A 13261-nucleotide genomic window follows, 5' to 3' on the forward strand; every position below is an offset into this window, starting at 1 on the left:
TGGCCATGCCGATCGAAGCCGCCTTCCCGCACGGAACGCCGATCTGGGTGGACCTGCAGAGCCGCGACCAGCCCGCCGCCGCCACCTACTACCGCGAGTTGTTCGGGTGGGATGTCGGGCCGGCGCTCGCCGAGACCGGCCACTTCTCGCTGGCCACCGAGCGCGGCGTGGCCGTCGCCGCCGTCGGCCCGCTCCCGTCCGCCGACGCACCCACGACGTGGACGGCCTACTTCGCCGTCGACGACCTGCAGGCGGCGGCGGATGCGGCGCGCGCGGCGGGAGGCTCGGTGCTGCTGGAGCCGGGGGAGCCGGTGCCCGGCATCCGCCTGGCCATCGTCGCCGACCCGGCCGGTGCCGTGTTCGGCCTGTGGCAGCGGACCGACCGCAACGAGCCGTGGCTGCGGGACGAGCCCGGAGCGGTCGACTGGCTGGAGCTGGTGGCGCGCGACCCGGCGTCGACGTTCCCCTTCTACGAGTCGGTGCTCGGCGTGGGGATCAGCGAGATGCGCGTCGGCGACGAGCCATACGGGCTGTTCGACGTGGGGGAGACCAGTGTCGCGGGCGCCTACACGTCCGACGGGTCCGATCCGGCGCACTGGCTGATCTACTTCAACGTCTCCGACCTCGACGCGGCGGTGGTGCGGGCCACCGACCTCGGCGGAACCCTGCGCACCGAGCCGCTGTCCGCGCCCGGCGTGGGCCGCTGGGCGGAGATCGTCGACCCGCAGGGCGCCGTGTTCGCGCTGCTCGAGCCGGAGCCCGAGCCGCTCTGAGCGCTGCGATGCTCTGGTAGACTCTTCCAGTTGCCGTCAGAACGGCCGCGGATCAAGAGAGCCCAGGCATTCGGCCCCGGGCACCGCGCAACGAGCAGAAAGGGGATCCCTCTATGGCGCTGGATGCAGACACCAAGAAGGCGATCATCGAAGAGTACGCAACCCACCCCGGTGACACCGGATCCCCCGAGGTCCAGGTCGCGATCCTGACCAAGCGGATCAAGGATCTCACCGAGCACCTCAAGGAGCACAAGCACGACCACCACTCGCGTCGTGGCCTGCTTCTGCTGGTCGGTCAGCGTCGCCGTCTGCTGGGCTACCTGGCGGACATCGACATCAGCCGTTACCGCTCGCTCATCGAGCGTCTCGGCCTCCGCCGATAACGGCGGGTCGACAACTTCGGTCGATACCGCGAACTTCTTCGCAAGCGGGCCGTCACCTTCGGGTGGCGGCCCGCTTTTCGTGTATTCCCCTGGGGCGTGCCGCGGGGTCACTATGTCCGCGAGGGCCCGCCGGGGGTGGGTCCACGGGACAGAGAGGGGAACACCATGGCAGCGGACAAGAATCTGGTGCTGGTCGTCGGCGCGTACACGGATGCTGCGGCGGCGTCGTCGGACTATGCGGCGCTCAAGGCCGGCCAGGACGACGGGGACTACAAGGTCGACGGGGCGGTCGTGATGAGCCGCGACGCCGAGGGCAAGGTGTCGGTCACCGAGCACGACACCGGCAAGGTCGGCCGCGGCGCCGGGATCGGGGCGGGCGCCGGCATCGTCGTCGGGTTGTTCGCGCCTCCGCTGCTGCTCGCCACGGCTCTCGGTGCGGGCATCGGCGCCGGCATCGGTGCGCTGCAGAAGCGGCACGACGAGAAGAAGCTGGGCGTCGACCTGGACGAGTACCTCCCGCCGGGGTCGTCCGCCGTCGTCGCGGTCGTGGACGACACGTGGGCCGACAAGGTCGAGGAGGCCCTGGTGAAGGCGGACAAGCGCATCGCCAAGGCCATCGACCAGGACGACTACGAGAAGTTGCAGGAGGCCATCGCGAAGTCGGAGGAGGAGGTCTCCAAAGCGGCGAACTCGTGACCGCGCCTGCGCGAACGGGCCGCCGCCTCCGGGCGACGGCCCGTTTTCACGCGTTCGAGCCCTTGGCACCCGGTTTACAGCGCTGTAGCGTGTGACGGACACCCCGACTCGAAGGAGAGCGACCAGCATGCGTCATCTGTCCAGACCGGTCTTCGCGGCCGTTACAGCGCTGGCGCTCGGCGTCGGCGTCACCGCCTTCGTCGCGCCTGCCGCGACCGCGGCGCCTGCGCGCGCGGCGACCGCCACCTACAGCAACCCTCTGCCGCTCGATCTCGGCAACGGCAAGCGCGCCGAGCAGTGCGCCGACCCGGATGTGATCCGCTCGCAGAGCCCGTCCGACCCGGCCTGGTACCTGTACTGCACGCGCGACGTCGTCGACTCGTCGCTGCGCAACCCGGACGGCTCCCTGGTCTTCTCCAGCATCCCGACCTACCGCTCCACCGATCTCGTGCACTGGTCCTTCGTGCGGGAGGCGCTCCCCACCCGGCCGGCGTGGATCGGCGACGGCGACATGTGGGCGCCGGATGTCGCCTACGTCGGCGGCCGCTACCTGCTCTACTACACGGCGACGAACACCGTCGCGCCCGGCGGCGGTTCGGCGATCGGCGTCGCGACGAGCGACAGCCCGGCCGGCCCGTGGACCGACTCCGGCGGCCCGGTGGTCGAGCCCATGCCGGCTCCGGGCAACACCGACCCGAACGACCGGCGCTGGGTGTTCGACCCGGAACTGCTCACGGTCGGCGGCCAGAACTACCTCTACTTCGGCAGTTACTACGGCGGCCTCTCGGTCCGGAAGGTGAGCGCCGACGGCCTCCACTCCGACCGGGCCAGCCAGGTGCAGGTCGCCATCCCGAACCGCTATGAGGGCACGCACGTCATCCAGCACGACGGGTACTTCTACCTGCTCGGCTCCGCGACCAACTGCTGCAACGGGCCGCTCACCGGGTACGGCGTGTTCGCCGGCCGCTCGACCTCGCCGACCGGCCCCTTCGTCGACCGCACCGGCGCCTCCCTGCTCGACTCGCGGGTCGGCGGCACCCCGGTGCTGCACCAGAACGGCAACCGCTGGGTCGGCCCGGGACACGTGACGAGCGCCGTCGACGCCGCGGGGCAGGAGTGGATGCTCTACCACGCCGTTGACCGCACCGACCCGTACGTAGCCGGCGCCGGCACCTACACCAAGCGCCCGGTGCTGATGGACCCGATCGACTGGAAGGACGGCTGGCCCGTGGTCCGCGGGGGAGCGGGACCGTCGGACAGCCCCCAGCCGGCGCCGACCGTCGTGGCCGGTCAGCAGCCCGCGTACACGCCGTCGTTCGCGGGCCCGCTGCCGCGCGGCCCGAAGCTGCCTGCGTACTCCGACGAGTTCGGCGGTCACGCGATGGATGCTGCCTGGAGCTGGCTGCGCGACCCGGGCGCCTCGACCCGGTCGGTGTCGAACGGCGTGCTCCGCTGGCAGATGCAGCAGGCCGACCTCGGCCCCGACCCCGGGGCCGCCGGGCTTCCGCTGCGCGCCCTGCCGAGCGGCGACTACACCGTGGAGACGCGCGTCTCGACGACCGTCCCGCGCAGCGGCTGCTGCCAGAACTACGCGCAGGGCGGCCTGGTGATCTACCAGGACGACGCGAACTTCGTGAAGCTCGCGGTCACGTCGATCTGGGAGACCCGGCAGACCGAGTTCGGCAAGCGCGAGACGCCGGAGGGCCCGGGCTACCCGGCGTACGGCAACTCCGTCGGCGGTCCGGTCGGCGAGTGGACGACGCTGCGCCTGGTGAGGACGCACACGGCCACCGAGAACCTGTACACGGCGTACACCAGCCGCGACGACGGTGCGACGTGGGACACCGCGGGCACGTGGACCACGCCGCTCTCGGCGACGCCGCCGCGACTGGGGCTCGTCTCCATGGCCGCAGCCGGGTTCACGACGACGTTCGACTACGTCCGCGTGTACGGCGCGCCGCGGGGCGGCAGCGGGTCCTGAGGGCCGGCGGCCCCGCGGGAGCGGGCCGCGACGGCGCGGTCGACCATGGTGACGGCCACGAGCGCCGATGCGACCAGTGCGATGCCGATCGTCACGCCGACGAGTCCGATCGCGGGGGAGGCGAGCGGCAGCAGCAGCACCAGCGCGATCGCGGCGCCGGTCTTGAGCGGCCGGATGACCACCTCCGCCACCAGCGGGGCGTGCAGCACGTAGAGCAGGGCGAGGAACACGGCGACCGGGACCGCGATGGCGTACTCCACCGCGGTCTCGGAGGCCGCGCCGTGGGCCGCTCCGACCTGGACGGCCACCTCGAGCCCGGCCCCGAGGGCCGCCAGCGAGGCGAAGACGAAGTAGTGCCCGTAGCCCCAGTAGAACGATCGCCCGCGCTTGCTGCTGAGTCCCTCGGCGGCGGGCTCGAGGAAGTACAGCCACCACAGGGCGAACAGCAGCGTCAGGCCGGCGGAGGCGATCCACACCAGGCTCGCCGAGAAGCCGCTCTGGGCGAGCGCGCTCTGCACGCCGACGGCGGAGGCCGACACGGATTCGCCCAGCACGATGATGGTGAACAGGCCGTACCGTTCGGCGATGTGATGCGGGTGCCACGACGTCATCCCGGTGCGCTCGGCCCAGAGCGGCACCGCGAGCTCGAGCGCCGCCCCGAGGGGGAAGAACCAGACGGCGACGTGCGGCGGCACGAAGCCCCACGCGATCCAGAGCACCTGGACGACGGCGATCCCGCTCGCGTAGCGGAACGCCGTGGTGCGGTGCACCGGATCCTCGACGCCCGCGCGGATCCACTGCCCGATCAGCGCCAGCCGCATGATCAGGTAGCCGATGATGATCGCCGTGAAGTCCTCCTCGGCGAAGGCGGCGGGCACGCCGGCGGCGAGCACGAGCACGCCGCCCATCTGCACCAGGATCATGATGCGGTAGGGCACGTCGTCGGTGTCGTAGGCCGAAGCGAACCAGGTGAAGTTCATCCAGGCCCACCAGATGGCGAAGAACACCATGAAGTAGAAGGGCAACCGCTCGAGCAGGTGTCCGTCTTCGCCGGCGTGGGCGAGCTGGCCGGCCACCTGGGCGATCGCGACCACGAACGTCAGGTCGAACAGCAGCTCGAGCGGACTGGACACGCGGTGCTGCTCGTCGAGGGAGCGCCCGGTCATCGGGATGCGGAACGCACTGGTCATGTGCGCCAGCATAGGAGGATGCGACGCGGTGCCGTGCTCCCCTCCTGATCGCGGTGTACCTCGCCGCGGTGGCGTGGATCACCCTCGACCCTGCTCCGGCCGATCCCGCCGGCAATCCCGCTCTGCGGGCCCTGCTGCGGGCCGTGTCGTCCGTACCCGGGTTCGCCTGGGTGGACTACTCCGTCGCCGAGTTCACCGCGAACGTGCTGCTGTTCGTGCCGATGGGGCTGCTGTTCGTCCTCCTTCTCGGCCGTTGGCGGTGGTGGCTGGCGCTCGCCATCGGCGTCGCCGCCACCCTGACGATCGAGCTGGTGCAGACGTTCCTGCCCGCGCGGTTCAGCGATCCACGTGACCTGCTGGCCAACACCCTCGGCACCCTCGTCGGGATCGGCGTCGCCGCCGTGGCGGCACGGCGCGCTCCGTAAGGTGGCGGCATGGAGACGGTGACCAAGGAGCGGGCGGATGCGCCCGACGGGTTCTTCGAGGCGGAGGCGGCCGGGCTGGCCTGGCTGGGGGAGGCGGAGCGCGACGGCGGAGCACGGGTCGTCCGGGTGGCGTCCGTGGAGCCGGGACGGATCGCGCTGGAGCGCATCCACACGTCCCGTCCGACCGCGGCGGCCGCTCGCGCGTTCGGCGCGGCACTCGCCGTCACGCACGCGGCGGGCGCCGCCGCATTCGGCGCGCCGCCGGAGGGCTGGGACGGGCCGCTCTTCATAGGGCGGAGGCCCCTGCCGATCGCCCACGAAGCGACGTGGGGGCGCTTCTACGCGCGCGACCGGGTGCGGCCGTACCTCGAGATCGCGTCCGGCGTGGGCGGCGTGACGCCCGCGCAGGCGGCGGTCGTCCGGGAGGCGCTCGACCGGGTGGAGGCGGGCGACTTCGACGACGGCGAGCCCCCGGCGCGGATCCACGGCGACCTGTGGACGGGTAACGTGCTCTGGGATGCGCGTGGCGCCGTGCTCATCGACCCGGCCGCGCACGGCGGCCACCGCGAGACCGACCTCGCGATGCTCGCGCTGTTCGGAGCTCCCTTCCTGGACGAGATCGTCGCCGGCTATCGAGGGGCCCGGCCGCTGCGAGACGGCTGGCGCGAGCGCATCCCACTGCACCAGCTGCATCCGCTCGCCGTGCATGCGGCCGGTCACGGACCCGCGTACGGAGCGGCGCTCGCCGAGGCGGCCCGCGCCACCCTCGCCCTCTGACCGGCCGAATCCGTGCGGCCGCACCCTTCCTTCCGTGCACGCAGGGGAGGATAATTGCGACATCGCAAGCAAGGAGGCGATGATCATGGTCGAGACCGAACAGCGCGACCTCGTCGAAGGGCGGTACACCCAGGCCGACCCGGAGATCCCCGAGGTGCGGCAGGTGCACGGCCGCTACACCGGCACGCGGCCGGAGGAACCGGCCGAGTCGGAGGTGCTCGGCGCCTACGTCGGCGCGCAGCACGACGACGAACCGCCCGAGGTGCGCAGCACGCGCCAGCGGATCGGGAACTACCCGCGCGCGGAGCACGAGGGGGAGCACCAGGCGGACCACTGATGCCCGCCTGGGCAGCAGGGGGAAACGGGGGGCGCCGGTCGCGCCTGATGCGACGCCCTCCCGGGCTTTCCCCCGACCTCAGACCAGGCCCAGCGCGGCCAGCTCCGCGTCGGACAGCATCCGGGATCGGGTCAGGAACCGCTTGCCCTCCGGCGCCTCCGCCGAGAAACCGCTTCCGCGTCCGTCGACCAGGTCGATCGTGAGATGCGTGTACTTCCAGTACTCGAACTGCGCAGCCGACATATAGACCGGAACGGGGTCGACGCCGTCGAGCTCCAGCCGGCCGAGCAGCACGTCCGCGGCTCCCGTGCGGAACATCCCCACGGGGTAGCACATCGGCGCCGAGCCGTCGCAGCATCCGCCGGACTGGTGCAGGAGCAGGGGGCCGTGGATGCCCGCCAGCCGCCGCAGCATCGCTGCGGCGGCCGGCGTGACGTCCACGCGCGCCGGAAGCGCGTCGGTCATGGCGTCTCCTAGAAGAAGCCCATGGGGCCGTCGGCGTACGACACCAGCAGGTTCTTCGTCTGCTGGTAGTGGTCGAGCATCATCTTGTGGTTCTCGCGCCCGATGCCGGACTGCTTGTAGCCGCCGAACGCCGCGTGCGCCGGGTACTGGTGGTAGGTGTTGCACCACACCCGCCCGGCCTCGATGGCGCGGCCCGCACGGTACAGCTGGGAGCCGTCCCGGCTCCATACGCCCGCGCCCAGCCCGTAGAGGGTGTCGTTCGCGATCCCGATCGCGTCGTTGAAGTCACGGAACCGGGTGAGCGCCAGCACCGGCCCGAAGATCTCCTCCTGGAAGATGCGCATGGAGTTGTCGCCCTCGAACACGGTCGGCTGCACGTAGTACCCGCCCGACAGCTCGCCGCCGAGGTCCGCGCGCTCGCCGCCGGTGAGCAGCCGTGCGCCCTCCTTCCGGCCGATGTCCAGATACGACAGGATCTTTTCCAGCTGGTCGTTCGAGGCCTGCGCGCCGATCATGGTCGACACGTCGAGCGGGTCGCCCTGCTTGATCGCCCGTACGCGGTCCAGGCCGTCTCCCACGAAGCCGTCGTAGATCGACGACTGCACGAGCGCGCGCGACGGGCAGGTGCAGACCTCGCCCTGGTTGAGCGCGAAGAACGAGAAGCCCTCCAGCGCCTTGTCGTAGTAGGCGTCCTTCCCCGCAGCGACATCCTCGAAGAAGATGTTGGGGCTCTTGCCGCCGAGCTCCAGGGTCACCGGGATGAGGTTCTCGCTCGCGTACTGCATGATCAGCCGGCCGGTGGTGGTCTCGCCGGTGAAGGCGACCTTGCGGATCCGCGGGTGCGACGCCAGCGGAGCGCCGGCCTCGAAGCCGAAGCCGTTCACGATGTTCACGACGCCGTCCGGGAGCAGGTCGCGTACGAGGTCCAGCCAGATGTGGATGGACGCGGGCGTCTGCTCGGCGGGCTTCAGCACGACGCAGTTGCCGGCGGCGAGGGCCGGAGCGAGCTTCCAGGTCGCCATGAGCAGCGGGAAGTTCCACGGGATGATCTGCGCGACGACGCCGAGCGGCTCGTGGAAGTGGTAGGCGACGGTGTCGTGGTCGAGCTCGCTGATCCCGCCCTCCTGCGTCCGGATGGCGCCGGCGAAGTAGCGGAAGTGGTCGATGGCGAGCGGGATGTCGGCCGCCAGCGTCTCGCGGACGGGCTTGCCGTTCTCCCACGTCTCGGCGACGGCGAGGGCCTCGAGGTTGGCCTCCATCCGGTCGGCGATGCGGGTGAGCAGGAGGGCGCGCTCGGCGACCGAGGTGCGGCTCCACTCGGGGAACGCGGCCCAGGCGGCATCGACGGCGGCGTCCACGTCGGCGGCCGTGCCCCGCGCGATCTCGGTGAACGGGCGGCCGGTGACCGGCGTGATGTCCTCGAAGTACTGGCCGCCGCGCGGCGCGACGTACCGTCCGCCGATGAAGTGGTCGTAGCGGGGCGCGTAGCTCATCACGGCACCCTCGCGACCGGGATGGACGTACGCGCTCGGCTTCTCGGGGGCGGCGGCCGCGGCGGCGCCGGCGGTCTCGGCGGCGGTCTGTTCCGGGCTCAGAGTCATGGGTTGTCTCCTTCGACATCGCATGGATGCGCGTCGGTCACGCGCGCTCCGCACGCTAGCCGGGGGAGGGTTGCATTCCGTTGCATGCCGGCGCGGCGGCCGTCAGTCGCGCGCCTCCAGGGCCATCAGGTGCGCGACCACCATGGCCCGGCGGGGTGACTGGGGCGGGAGCGCCTGCAGGGCCGCGCGCCAGATCTCCGCGTCGTCCGCCCCGCGGTCGGTCTCCGCCCAGGCGAGCAGGAGCTCCGCCGACGCGGACTCCAGCAGGGCCTCCCGCAGCCGGGCGACGACCTCTTCGCGCAGCTCCTCCAGGCCCGGGGAGGCGGACCCGGGCAGCGGGCCTCCGCCGTACGCGGCGACGGCCGCGCGGTGGGCCCCGCGCCGCTGCAGGTCGACGACGGCGCCGAGGTCGGTCTCCAGCGGGGCCGCGAGCCGGTACGGGCGGGTCAGGGGCCCGAGTTCGGGCGCGATCGCCCCGAGCGCGCGGCGCAGCCGGACCATCTCCGCACGAAGCGTGACGGCGCTGCGCGCATCCCCGTAGACGAGCTCGGCCAGGCGCTCGGCCGACAGGCCCTCGCGGTGCCAGGCGAGCAGCGCGAGCAGCTCGCTGTGCCGCGCGCTCAGCGTGCCCTGCCGGCCGGCCGAGCCGGTCAGCTCGCCGGTGTCGCGCCCCAGGACGCGCAGTTGCGCCACCTCGCCGGCGCGCCGGGAGCGGTCTTTCCGGGGCGCCCGGCGGCCGGCGCCGGCGGCGGCGTCGCGCAGGCGGCCGATCAGCAGCTCGCGCTCCACCGCCGCGACGGTGGCCTCCACCAGGCGCAGCACGTGCGGCGCGGCGACCTGGTCCTCGCCCGTGACGTCGACGACGCCGATGATGTCCCCGCTCTCGGGGTCGCGCACGGGGACGGCGGTGCAGCTCCACGGCTTGACGTCGTACGCGAAGTGCTCGGACCCGCGGATCTGCACGCCGTCGCCGATCGCGAGCGCGGTGCCGGGGGCCGACGTGCCGACATCGCCCTCCGCCCACGCGGCGCCAGGCACGAACAGCATCCGCTCGGCGCGCCGCCGCAGCACCGGGTCGCCCTCGACCCACAGCAGCCGGCCGTGGGCGTCCCCGACGGCCACCACGACGCGGGAGTCCGGCTCGGCGTCCTGCACGAGCAGCCGGCGGATGACCGGCAGGGCGGCCGCGATCGGATGCGCGCGCCGCGCATCCTCCAGGCTCGGGCCCTCGAGCACCACCGGCGCGGAGACATGCTCCGGATCCAGGTGCGCCTGTTCGGCGCGCCGCCACGACGCGTCGACCACGGGGCGCATCGCCCGGGAGACTCCCTCGTCCATGCGCAGCATCGTAACTCCCGCCGGTGTGCCGCGTCCCCCGCGCAGGGCTACCGGCTGGTAAGCTACCGGTGGTCGGCCGTGCGCCGATCGACCGGAGCAGGCTGGCAGGAGCTGGTCCTCGGTGGTGGTATCCGGATGCGCCGCGCCAGGTGGCGGCGAGCGCAACCGTGTATTTCTACTGATGGCCAGACGGGCTCAGCCCACGCACCCGCATGGGATGCCGCGTACACGACAGACGTGTCGAACTGCCTGCTCGCTCCTTGAATGAAGTCGCCGTCCACACGGGACCGCGACGTTAAACAAAGGAGACAGACCTCTTGGAAGGTCCTGAGATCAAATTCGCCGAAGCCGTCCTCGACAACGGCCGCTTCGGCACCCGCACCGTCCGGTTCGAGACCGGACGCCTCGCCCAGCAGGCGCAGGGCGCCGTCGCCGCCTACCTCGACGAGGAGACCATGCTGCTGAGCGCCACCAGCGCCAGCAAGCACCCGAAGGACAACTTCGACTTCTTCCCGCTGACCGTCGACGTCGAAGAGCGCTCGTACGCCGCCGGCAAGATCCCCGGCTCGTTCTTCCGCCGTGAGGGCCGCCCGTCCACCGAGGCGATCCTGGTGTGCCGCCTGATCGACCGGCCGCTGCGCCCGTCGTTCGTCGACGGCCTCCGCAACGAGGTGCAGATCGTCATCACCGTCCTGAGCATCGCTCCGGACGAGTTCTACGACGCTCTCGCCATCAACGCGGCCAGCGCCTCCACGCAGATCTCCGGTCTGCCGTTCTCCGGCCCGATCGCCGGTGTGCGCCTCGCGCTCATCCCCGGCAACGGCGCGCACGAGGACCAGTGGATCGCGTTCCCGAAGGCCTCGCAGCTCGAGGAGGCCGTGTTCGACCTCATCGTCGCCGGTCGCGTCCTCACCAACGAGGACGGCTCCGAGGGCGACGTCGCGATCATGATGGTCGAGGCCGAGGCCACCGAGAACAGCTGGAACCTCATCCAGGGCGGCGCCGTCAAGCCCAACGAGGAGATCGTGGCCCAGGGCCTCGAGGCGGCCAAGCCGTTCATCCGCCAGCTCGTCGGTGCGCAGAACGTCATCGCGGAGCAGTCCGCGAAGGCCATCGCCGACTACCCGGTGTTCCTGCCCTACTCGCAGGCCACCTACGACAACGTCGCCGGCCTCGCCTACGACGAGCTCGTGAACGTCTACCAGATCGCCGACAAGATCGAGCGCCAGAACGCCGACGACGCGCTCAAGGAGCGCGTCAAGGCGTCCCTCACCGAGAAGGTGGAGGCGGGGGTCCTCGACCCCGAGGTCCTCACCCAGTTCTCGGCGGCCTACAAGTCGGTGTCGAAGGTCGTCATGCGCGGCCGCGTGCTGCGCGAGGGCATCCGCATCGACGGTCGCGGCCTGACCGACATCCGTCCGCTCGACGCCGAGGTGCAGGTCATCCCGCGCGTCCACGGTTCGGCGATCTTCCAGCGCGGCGAGACCCAGATCCTGGGCGTCACCACGCTGAACATGCTCAAGATGGAGCAGCAGATCGACTCGCTGTCGCCGGTCACCAAGAAGCGCTACCTGCACCACTACAACTTCCCGCCCTACTCGACCGGTGAGACCGGCCGCGTGGGTTCGCCGAAGCGTCGCGAGATCGGGCACGGCTTCCTCGCCGAGCGCGCCCTCGTGCCGGTGCTGCCGAGCCGCGACGAGTTCCCGTACGCGATCCGTCAGGTGTCCGAGGCCCTCGGGTCCAACGGCTCCACCTCGATGGGCTCCGTCTGCGCCTCCACCCTGTCGCTGCTGAACGCCGGTGTGCCGCTGCGCGCCCCGGTCGCCGGCATCGCCATGGGCCTGATCTCCGACGTCGTCGACGGTGAGACCCGCTACGCGGCGCTCACCGACATCCTGGGCGCCGAGGACGCGCTGGGCGACATGGACTTCAAGGTCGCCGGCACCAGCGAGTTCGTCACCGCGATCCAGCTCGACACGAAGCTCGACGGCATCCCGTCGTCGGTGCTCGCCGGCGCGCTGAAGCAGGCGAAGGACGCGCGCACCACCATCCTGAGCGTGCTCAACGCCGCGATCGACCGCCCGGACGAGATGGCCCCGACCGCGCCCCGCGTGATCTCGGTCCAGATCCCGGTCGACAAGATCGGCGAGCTGATCGGCCCGAAGGGCAAGACGATCAACGCGATTCAGGACGAGACCGGTGCCGAGATCTCCATCGAGGAGGACGGCACCGTCTACATCGGCGCCACCGACGGCCCGTCGGCCGAGGCGGCCCGCGCCCAGGTGAACGCGATCGCGAACCCCACCAACCCGGAGGTCGGCGAGCAGTTCCTCGGAACCGTCGTCAAGATCGCCGCGTTCGGTGCCTTCGTCTCGCTGCTCCCGGGCAAGGACGGCCTGCTGCACATCTCCGAGGTCCGCAAGCTCGCCGGTGGCAAGCGCGTGGAGAACGTGGAGGACGTGCTCGGCGTCGGCCAGAAGATCCTGGTCGAGATCACCAAGATCGACGACCGCGGAAAGCTGTCGCTCGCCCCGGTGATCGCCGAGGAGGGCGTCGAGGCTCCGGCCGAGGCCGCCCCCGCGGAGGCTCCCGCCGAGGCGTAACCCGTCTCGTGCCGAAGGCCGCGTCGACTTCCGTCGGCGCGGCCTTCGTGCGTCCCCGGCTCAACCCCCCAACATCGAGTCCGCGAAGATTGCACGGAGAGAGCGATCCCAGCGTCCAATCTTCGCGGACTCGACGGTTGGGGGAAGGCTCAGGCGTCGCGGGTGAGGAGGGGGCGGAGGCGGTAGGGGATGAGCTCGCCCATGTCGAGGGACGTCTCGGCGCGATCGACCCCTCCGTCGACTGGATGATGCCGGTGATGCGGAACAGGTCCTCCGCGTCGACGCACACCACGCGCAGCAGCAGGTCGGACGGCCCGGAGAGGCCGTGCGCCTGCACGATCTCCGGGATCGCCGCGAGGCTCTCGACGACGGCGGCCAGCCGCTGCTGCTGTACGTGCACGTTCACGAACGCCGCGAGCGGGTAGCCGGCGACACGGGCGGAGATGCGCCGCTCGAACGAGAGGAAGGCACCGCTGCGCTCCAGCTCCGCCACCCGCGCCTGCACGGTGTTCCGGCTCAGCCCGAGGCGGTCCGCGAGCGAGACGTTGGTCGATCGCGGGTCGTCCGCGAGCGCCAGGAGGATGCGGCGATCGGTGCTGTCGAAGCTGCGCATAGTGTGAAAGCTAGCATCCCCCGGTCGCGCCGGATAGTGCATCCTGCACGGTCGACACGCCGATGGTTGTGCGCGC

At 71.5% G+C, this 13261-nt stretch carries 12 protein-coding genes and 1 pseudogene; 8 read left to right on the plus strand and 5 right to left on the minus strand.

Going from position 1 to position 13261, the window contains the following annotated elements; all coding sequences use genetic code 11:
• Window positions 1-5: 5 nt before the first annotated feature.
• The 4 genes from ACQ86M_RS03645 (at window position 6) to ACQ86M_RS03660 (ending at window position 3833) form a co-directional block, all read left to right on the plus strand.
• Window positions 6-773 carry a VOC family protein gene (locus tag ACQ86M_RS03645; RefSeq protein ID WP_431220773.1) on the plus strand — a complete coding sequence of 256 codons (768 nt, stop codon included), beginning with the start codon at window positions 6-8 and terminating at the stop codon, window positions 771-773.
• Window positions 774-886: 113 nt separating this feature from the next.
• Window positions 887-1156: a 30S ribosomal protein S15 gene (rpsO, locus tag ACQ86M_RS03650; RefSeq protein WP_090036365.1), complete on the plus strand. Its 270-nt coding sequence runs from the start codon at window positions 887-889 to the stop codon at window positions 1154-1156.
• 165 nt (window positions 1157-1321) lie between these two features.
• Window positions 1322-1852 carry a DUF1269 domain-containing protein gene (locus ACQ86M_RS03655; protein ID WP_431247085.1) on the plus strand — a complete coding sequence of 177 codons (531 nt, stop codon included), beginning with the start codon at window positions 1322-1324 and terminating at the stop codon, window positions 1850-1852.
• Window positions 1853-1979: 127 nt separating this feature from the next.
• The gene (locus tag ACQ86M_RS03660) at window positions 1980-3833 is read left to right on the plus strand and encodes a family 43 glycosylhydrolase (protein WP_431247086.1); all 1854 of its coding nucleotides are present in this window, start codon (window positions 1980-1982) and stop codon (window positions 3831-3833) included.
• On the opposite strand, the gene ACQ86M_RS03665 is transcribed toward ACQ86M_RS03660, so the two are convergent.
• Window positions 3788-5023, minus strand: coding sequence for a low temperature requirement protein A (locus ACQ86M_RS03665; protein ID WP_431247087.1), 1236 nt, complete (start codon window positions 5021-5023; stop codon window positions 3788-3790). The genes ACQ86M_RS03660 and ACQ86M_RS03665 overlap by 46 nt on opposite strands.
• 53 nt (window positions 5024-5076) lie before the next feature.
• On the opposite strand from ACQ86M_RS03665, the gene ACQ86M_RS03670 reads away from it, so the two are divergent.
• From ACQ86M_RS03670 to ACQ86M_RS03680, 3 genes are all read left to right on the plus strand, one after another.
• On the plus strand, window positions 5077-5448 hold the full coding sequence (locus tag ACQ86M_RS03670) for a VanZ family protein (protein WP_431247088.1): 372 nt from the start codon (window positions 5077-5079) through the stop codon (window positions 5446-5448).
• A gap of 9 nt (window positions 5449-5457) precedes the next feature.
• A complete protein-coding gene (locus ACQ86M_RS03675; protein ID WP_431247089.1) occupies window positions 5458-6225 on the plus strand; it encodes a fructosamine kinase family protein in 768 nt (255 codons plus the stop codon).
• Window positions 6226-6310: 85 nt separating this feature from the next.
• Entirely contained in the window at window positions 6311-6562 is a 252-nt protein-coding gene (locus ACQ86M_RS03680) for a hypothetical protein (protein WP_431220778.1), read from the plus strand.
• Between the two features lie 78 nt (window positions 6563-6640).
• Here ACQ86M_RS03680 and ACQ86M_RS03685 read toward each other — a convergent pair whose 3' ends face one another.
• From ACQ86M_RS03685 to ACQ86M_RS03695, 3 genes are all read right to left on the minus strand, one after another.
• On the minus strand, window positions 6641-7027 hold the full coding sequence (locus ACQ86M_RS03685; RefSeq protein WP_431247090.1) for a DUF779 domain-containing protein: 387 nt from the start codon (window positions 7025-7027) through the stop codon (window positions 6641-6643).
• A gap of 8 nt (window positions 7028-7035) precedes the next feature.
• A complete protein-coding gene (gene exaC, locus ACQ86M_RS03690) occupies window positions 7036-8520 on the minus strand; it encodes an acetaldehyde dehydrogenase ExaC (protein ID WP_431247848.1) in 1485 nt (494 codons plus the stop codon).
• A 210-nt stretch (window positions 8521-8730) separates the two neighbouring features.
• Entirely contained in the window at window positions 8731-9966 is a 1236-nt protein-coding gene (locus tag ACQ86M_RS03695) for a GAF domain-containing protein (protein ID WP_431247091.1), read from the minus strand.
• Between the two features lie 317 nt (window positions 9967-10283).
• Here ACQ86M_RS03695 and ACQ86M_RS03700 point away from each other — a divergent pair, with 317 nt between their 5' ends.
• Window positions 10284-12572 carry a polyribonucleotide nucleotidyltransferase gene (locus ACQ86M_RS03700; RefSeq protein ID WP_431220781.1) on the plus strand — a complete coding sequence of 763 codons (2289 nt, stop codon included), beginning with the start codon at window positions 10284-10286 and terminating at the stop codon, window positions 12570-12572.
• A gap of 149 nt (window positions 12573-12721) precedes the next feature.
• On the opposite strand, the pseudogene ACQ86M_RS03705 reads toward ACQ86M_RS03700, so the two are convergent.
• Window positions 12722-13185, minus strand: a pseudogene (locus ACQ86M_RS03705) (Lrp/AsnC family transcriptional regulator).
• Between the last annotated feature and the right edge of the window lie 76 nt (window positions 13186-13261).

Origin of the sequence: Leifsonia xyli subsp. cynodontis (genome assembly GCF_050632205.1) — a bacterium.
Taxonomy (GTDB): domain Bacteria; phylum Actinomycetota; class Actinomycetes; order Actinomycetales; family Microbacteriaceae; genus Leifsonia; species Leifsonia xyli_D.

Bases quoted from the DNA above. Each gene is read 5' to 3' on its own strand.
- ACQ86M_RS03645 (WP_431220773.1), top strand. From the start codon at position 6: ATGCCGATCGAAGCCGCCTTCCCGCACGGAACGCCGATCTGGGTGGAC.
- rpsO (WP_090036365.1), top strand. From the start codon at position 887: ATGGCGCTGGATGCAGACACCAAGAAGGCGATCATCGAAGAGTACGCA.
- ACQ86M_RS03655 (WP_431247085.1), top strand. From the start codon at position 1,322: ATGGCAGCGGACAAGAATCTGGTGCTGGTCGTCGGCGCGTACACGGAT.
- ACQ86M_RS03660 (WP_431247086.1), top strand. From the start codon at position 1,980: ATGCGTCATCTGTCCAGACCGGTCTTCGCGGCCGTTACAGCGCTGGCG.
- ACQ86M_RS03665 (WP_431247087.1), bottom strand. From the start codon at position 5,023: ATGACCAGTGCGTTCCGCATCCCGATGACCGGGCGCTCCCTCGACGAG.
- ACQ86M_RS03675 (WP_431247089.1), top strand. From the start codon at position 5,458: ATGGAGACGGTGACCAAGGAGCGGGCGGATGCGCCCGACGGGTTCTTC.
- ACQ86M_RS03680 (WP_431220778.1), top strand. From the start codon at position 6,311: ATGGTCGAGACCGAACAGCGCGACCTCGTCGAAGGGCGGTACACCCAG.
- ACQ86M_RS03685 (WP_431247090.1), bottom strand. From the start codon at position 7,027: ATGACCGACGCGCTTCCGGCGCGCGTGGACGTCACGCCGGCCGCCGCA.
- exaC (WP_431247848.1), bottom strand. From the start codon at position 8,520: ATGAGCTACGCGCCCCGCTACGACCACTTCATCGGCGGACGGTACGTC.
- ACQ86M_RS03695 (WP_431247091.1), bottom strand. From the start codon at position 9,966: ATGGACGAGGGAGTCTCCCGGGCGATGCGCCCCGTGGTCGACGCGTCG.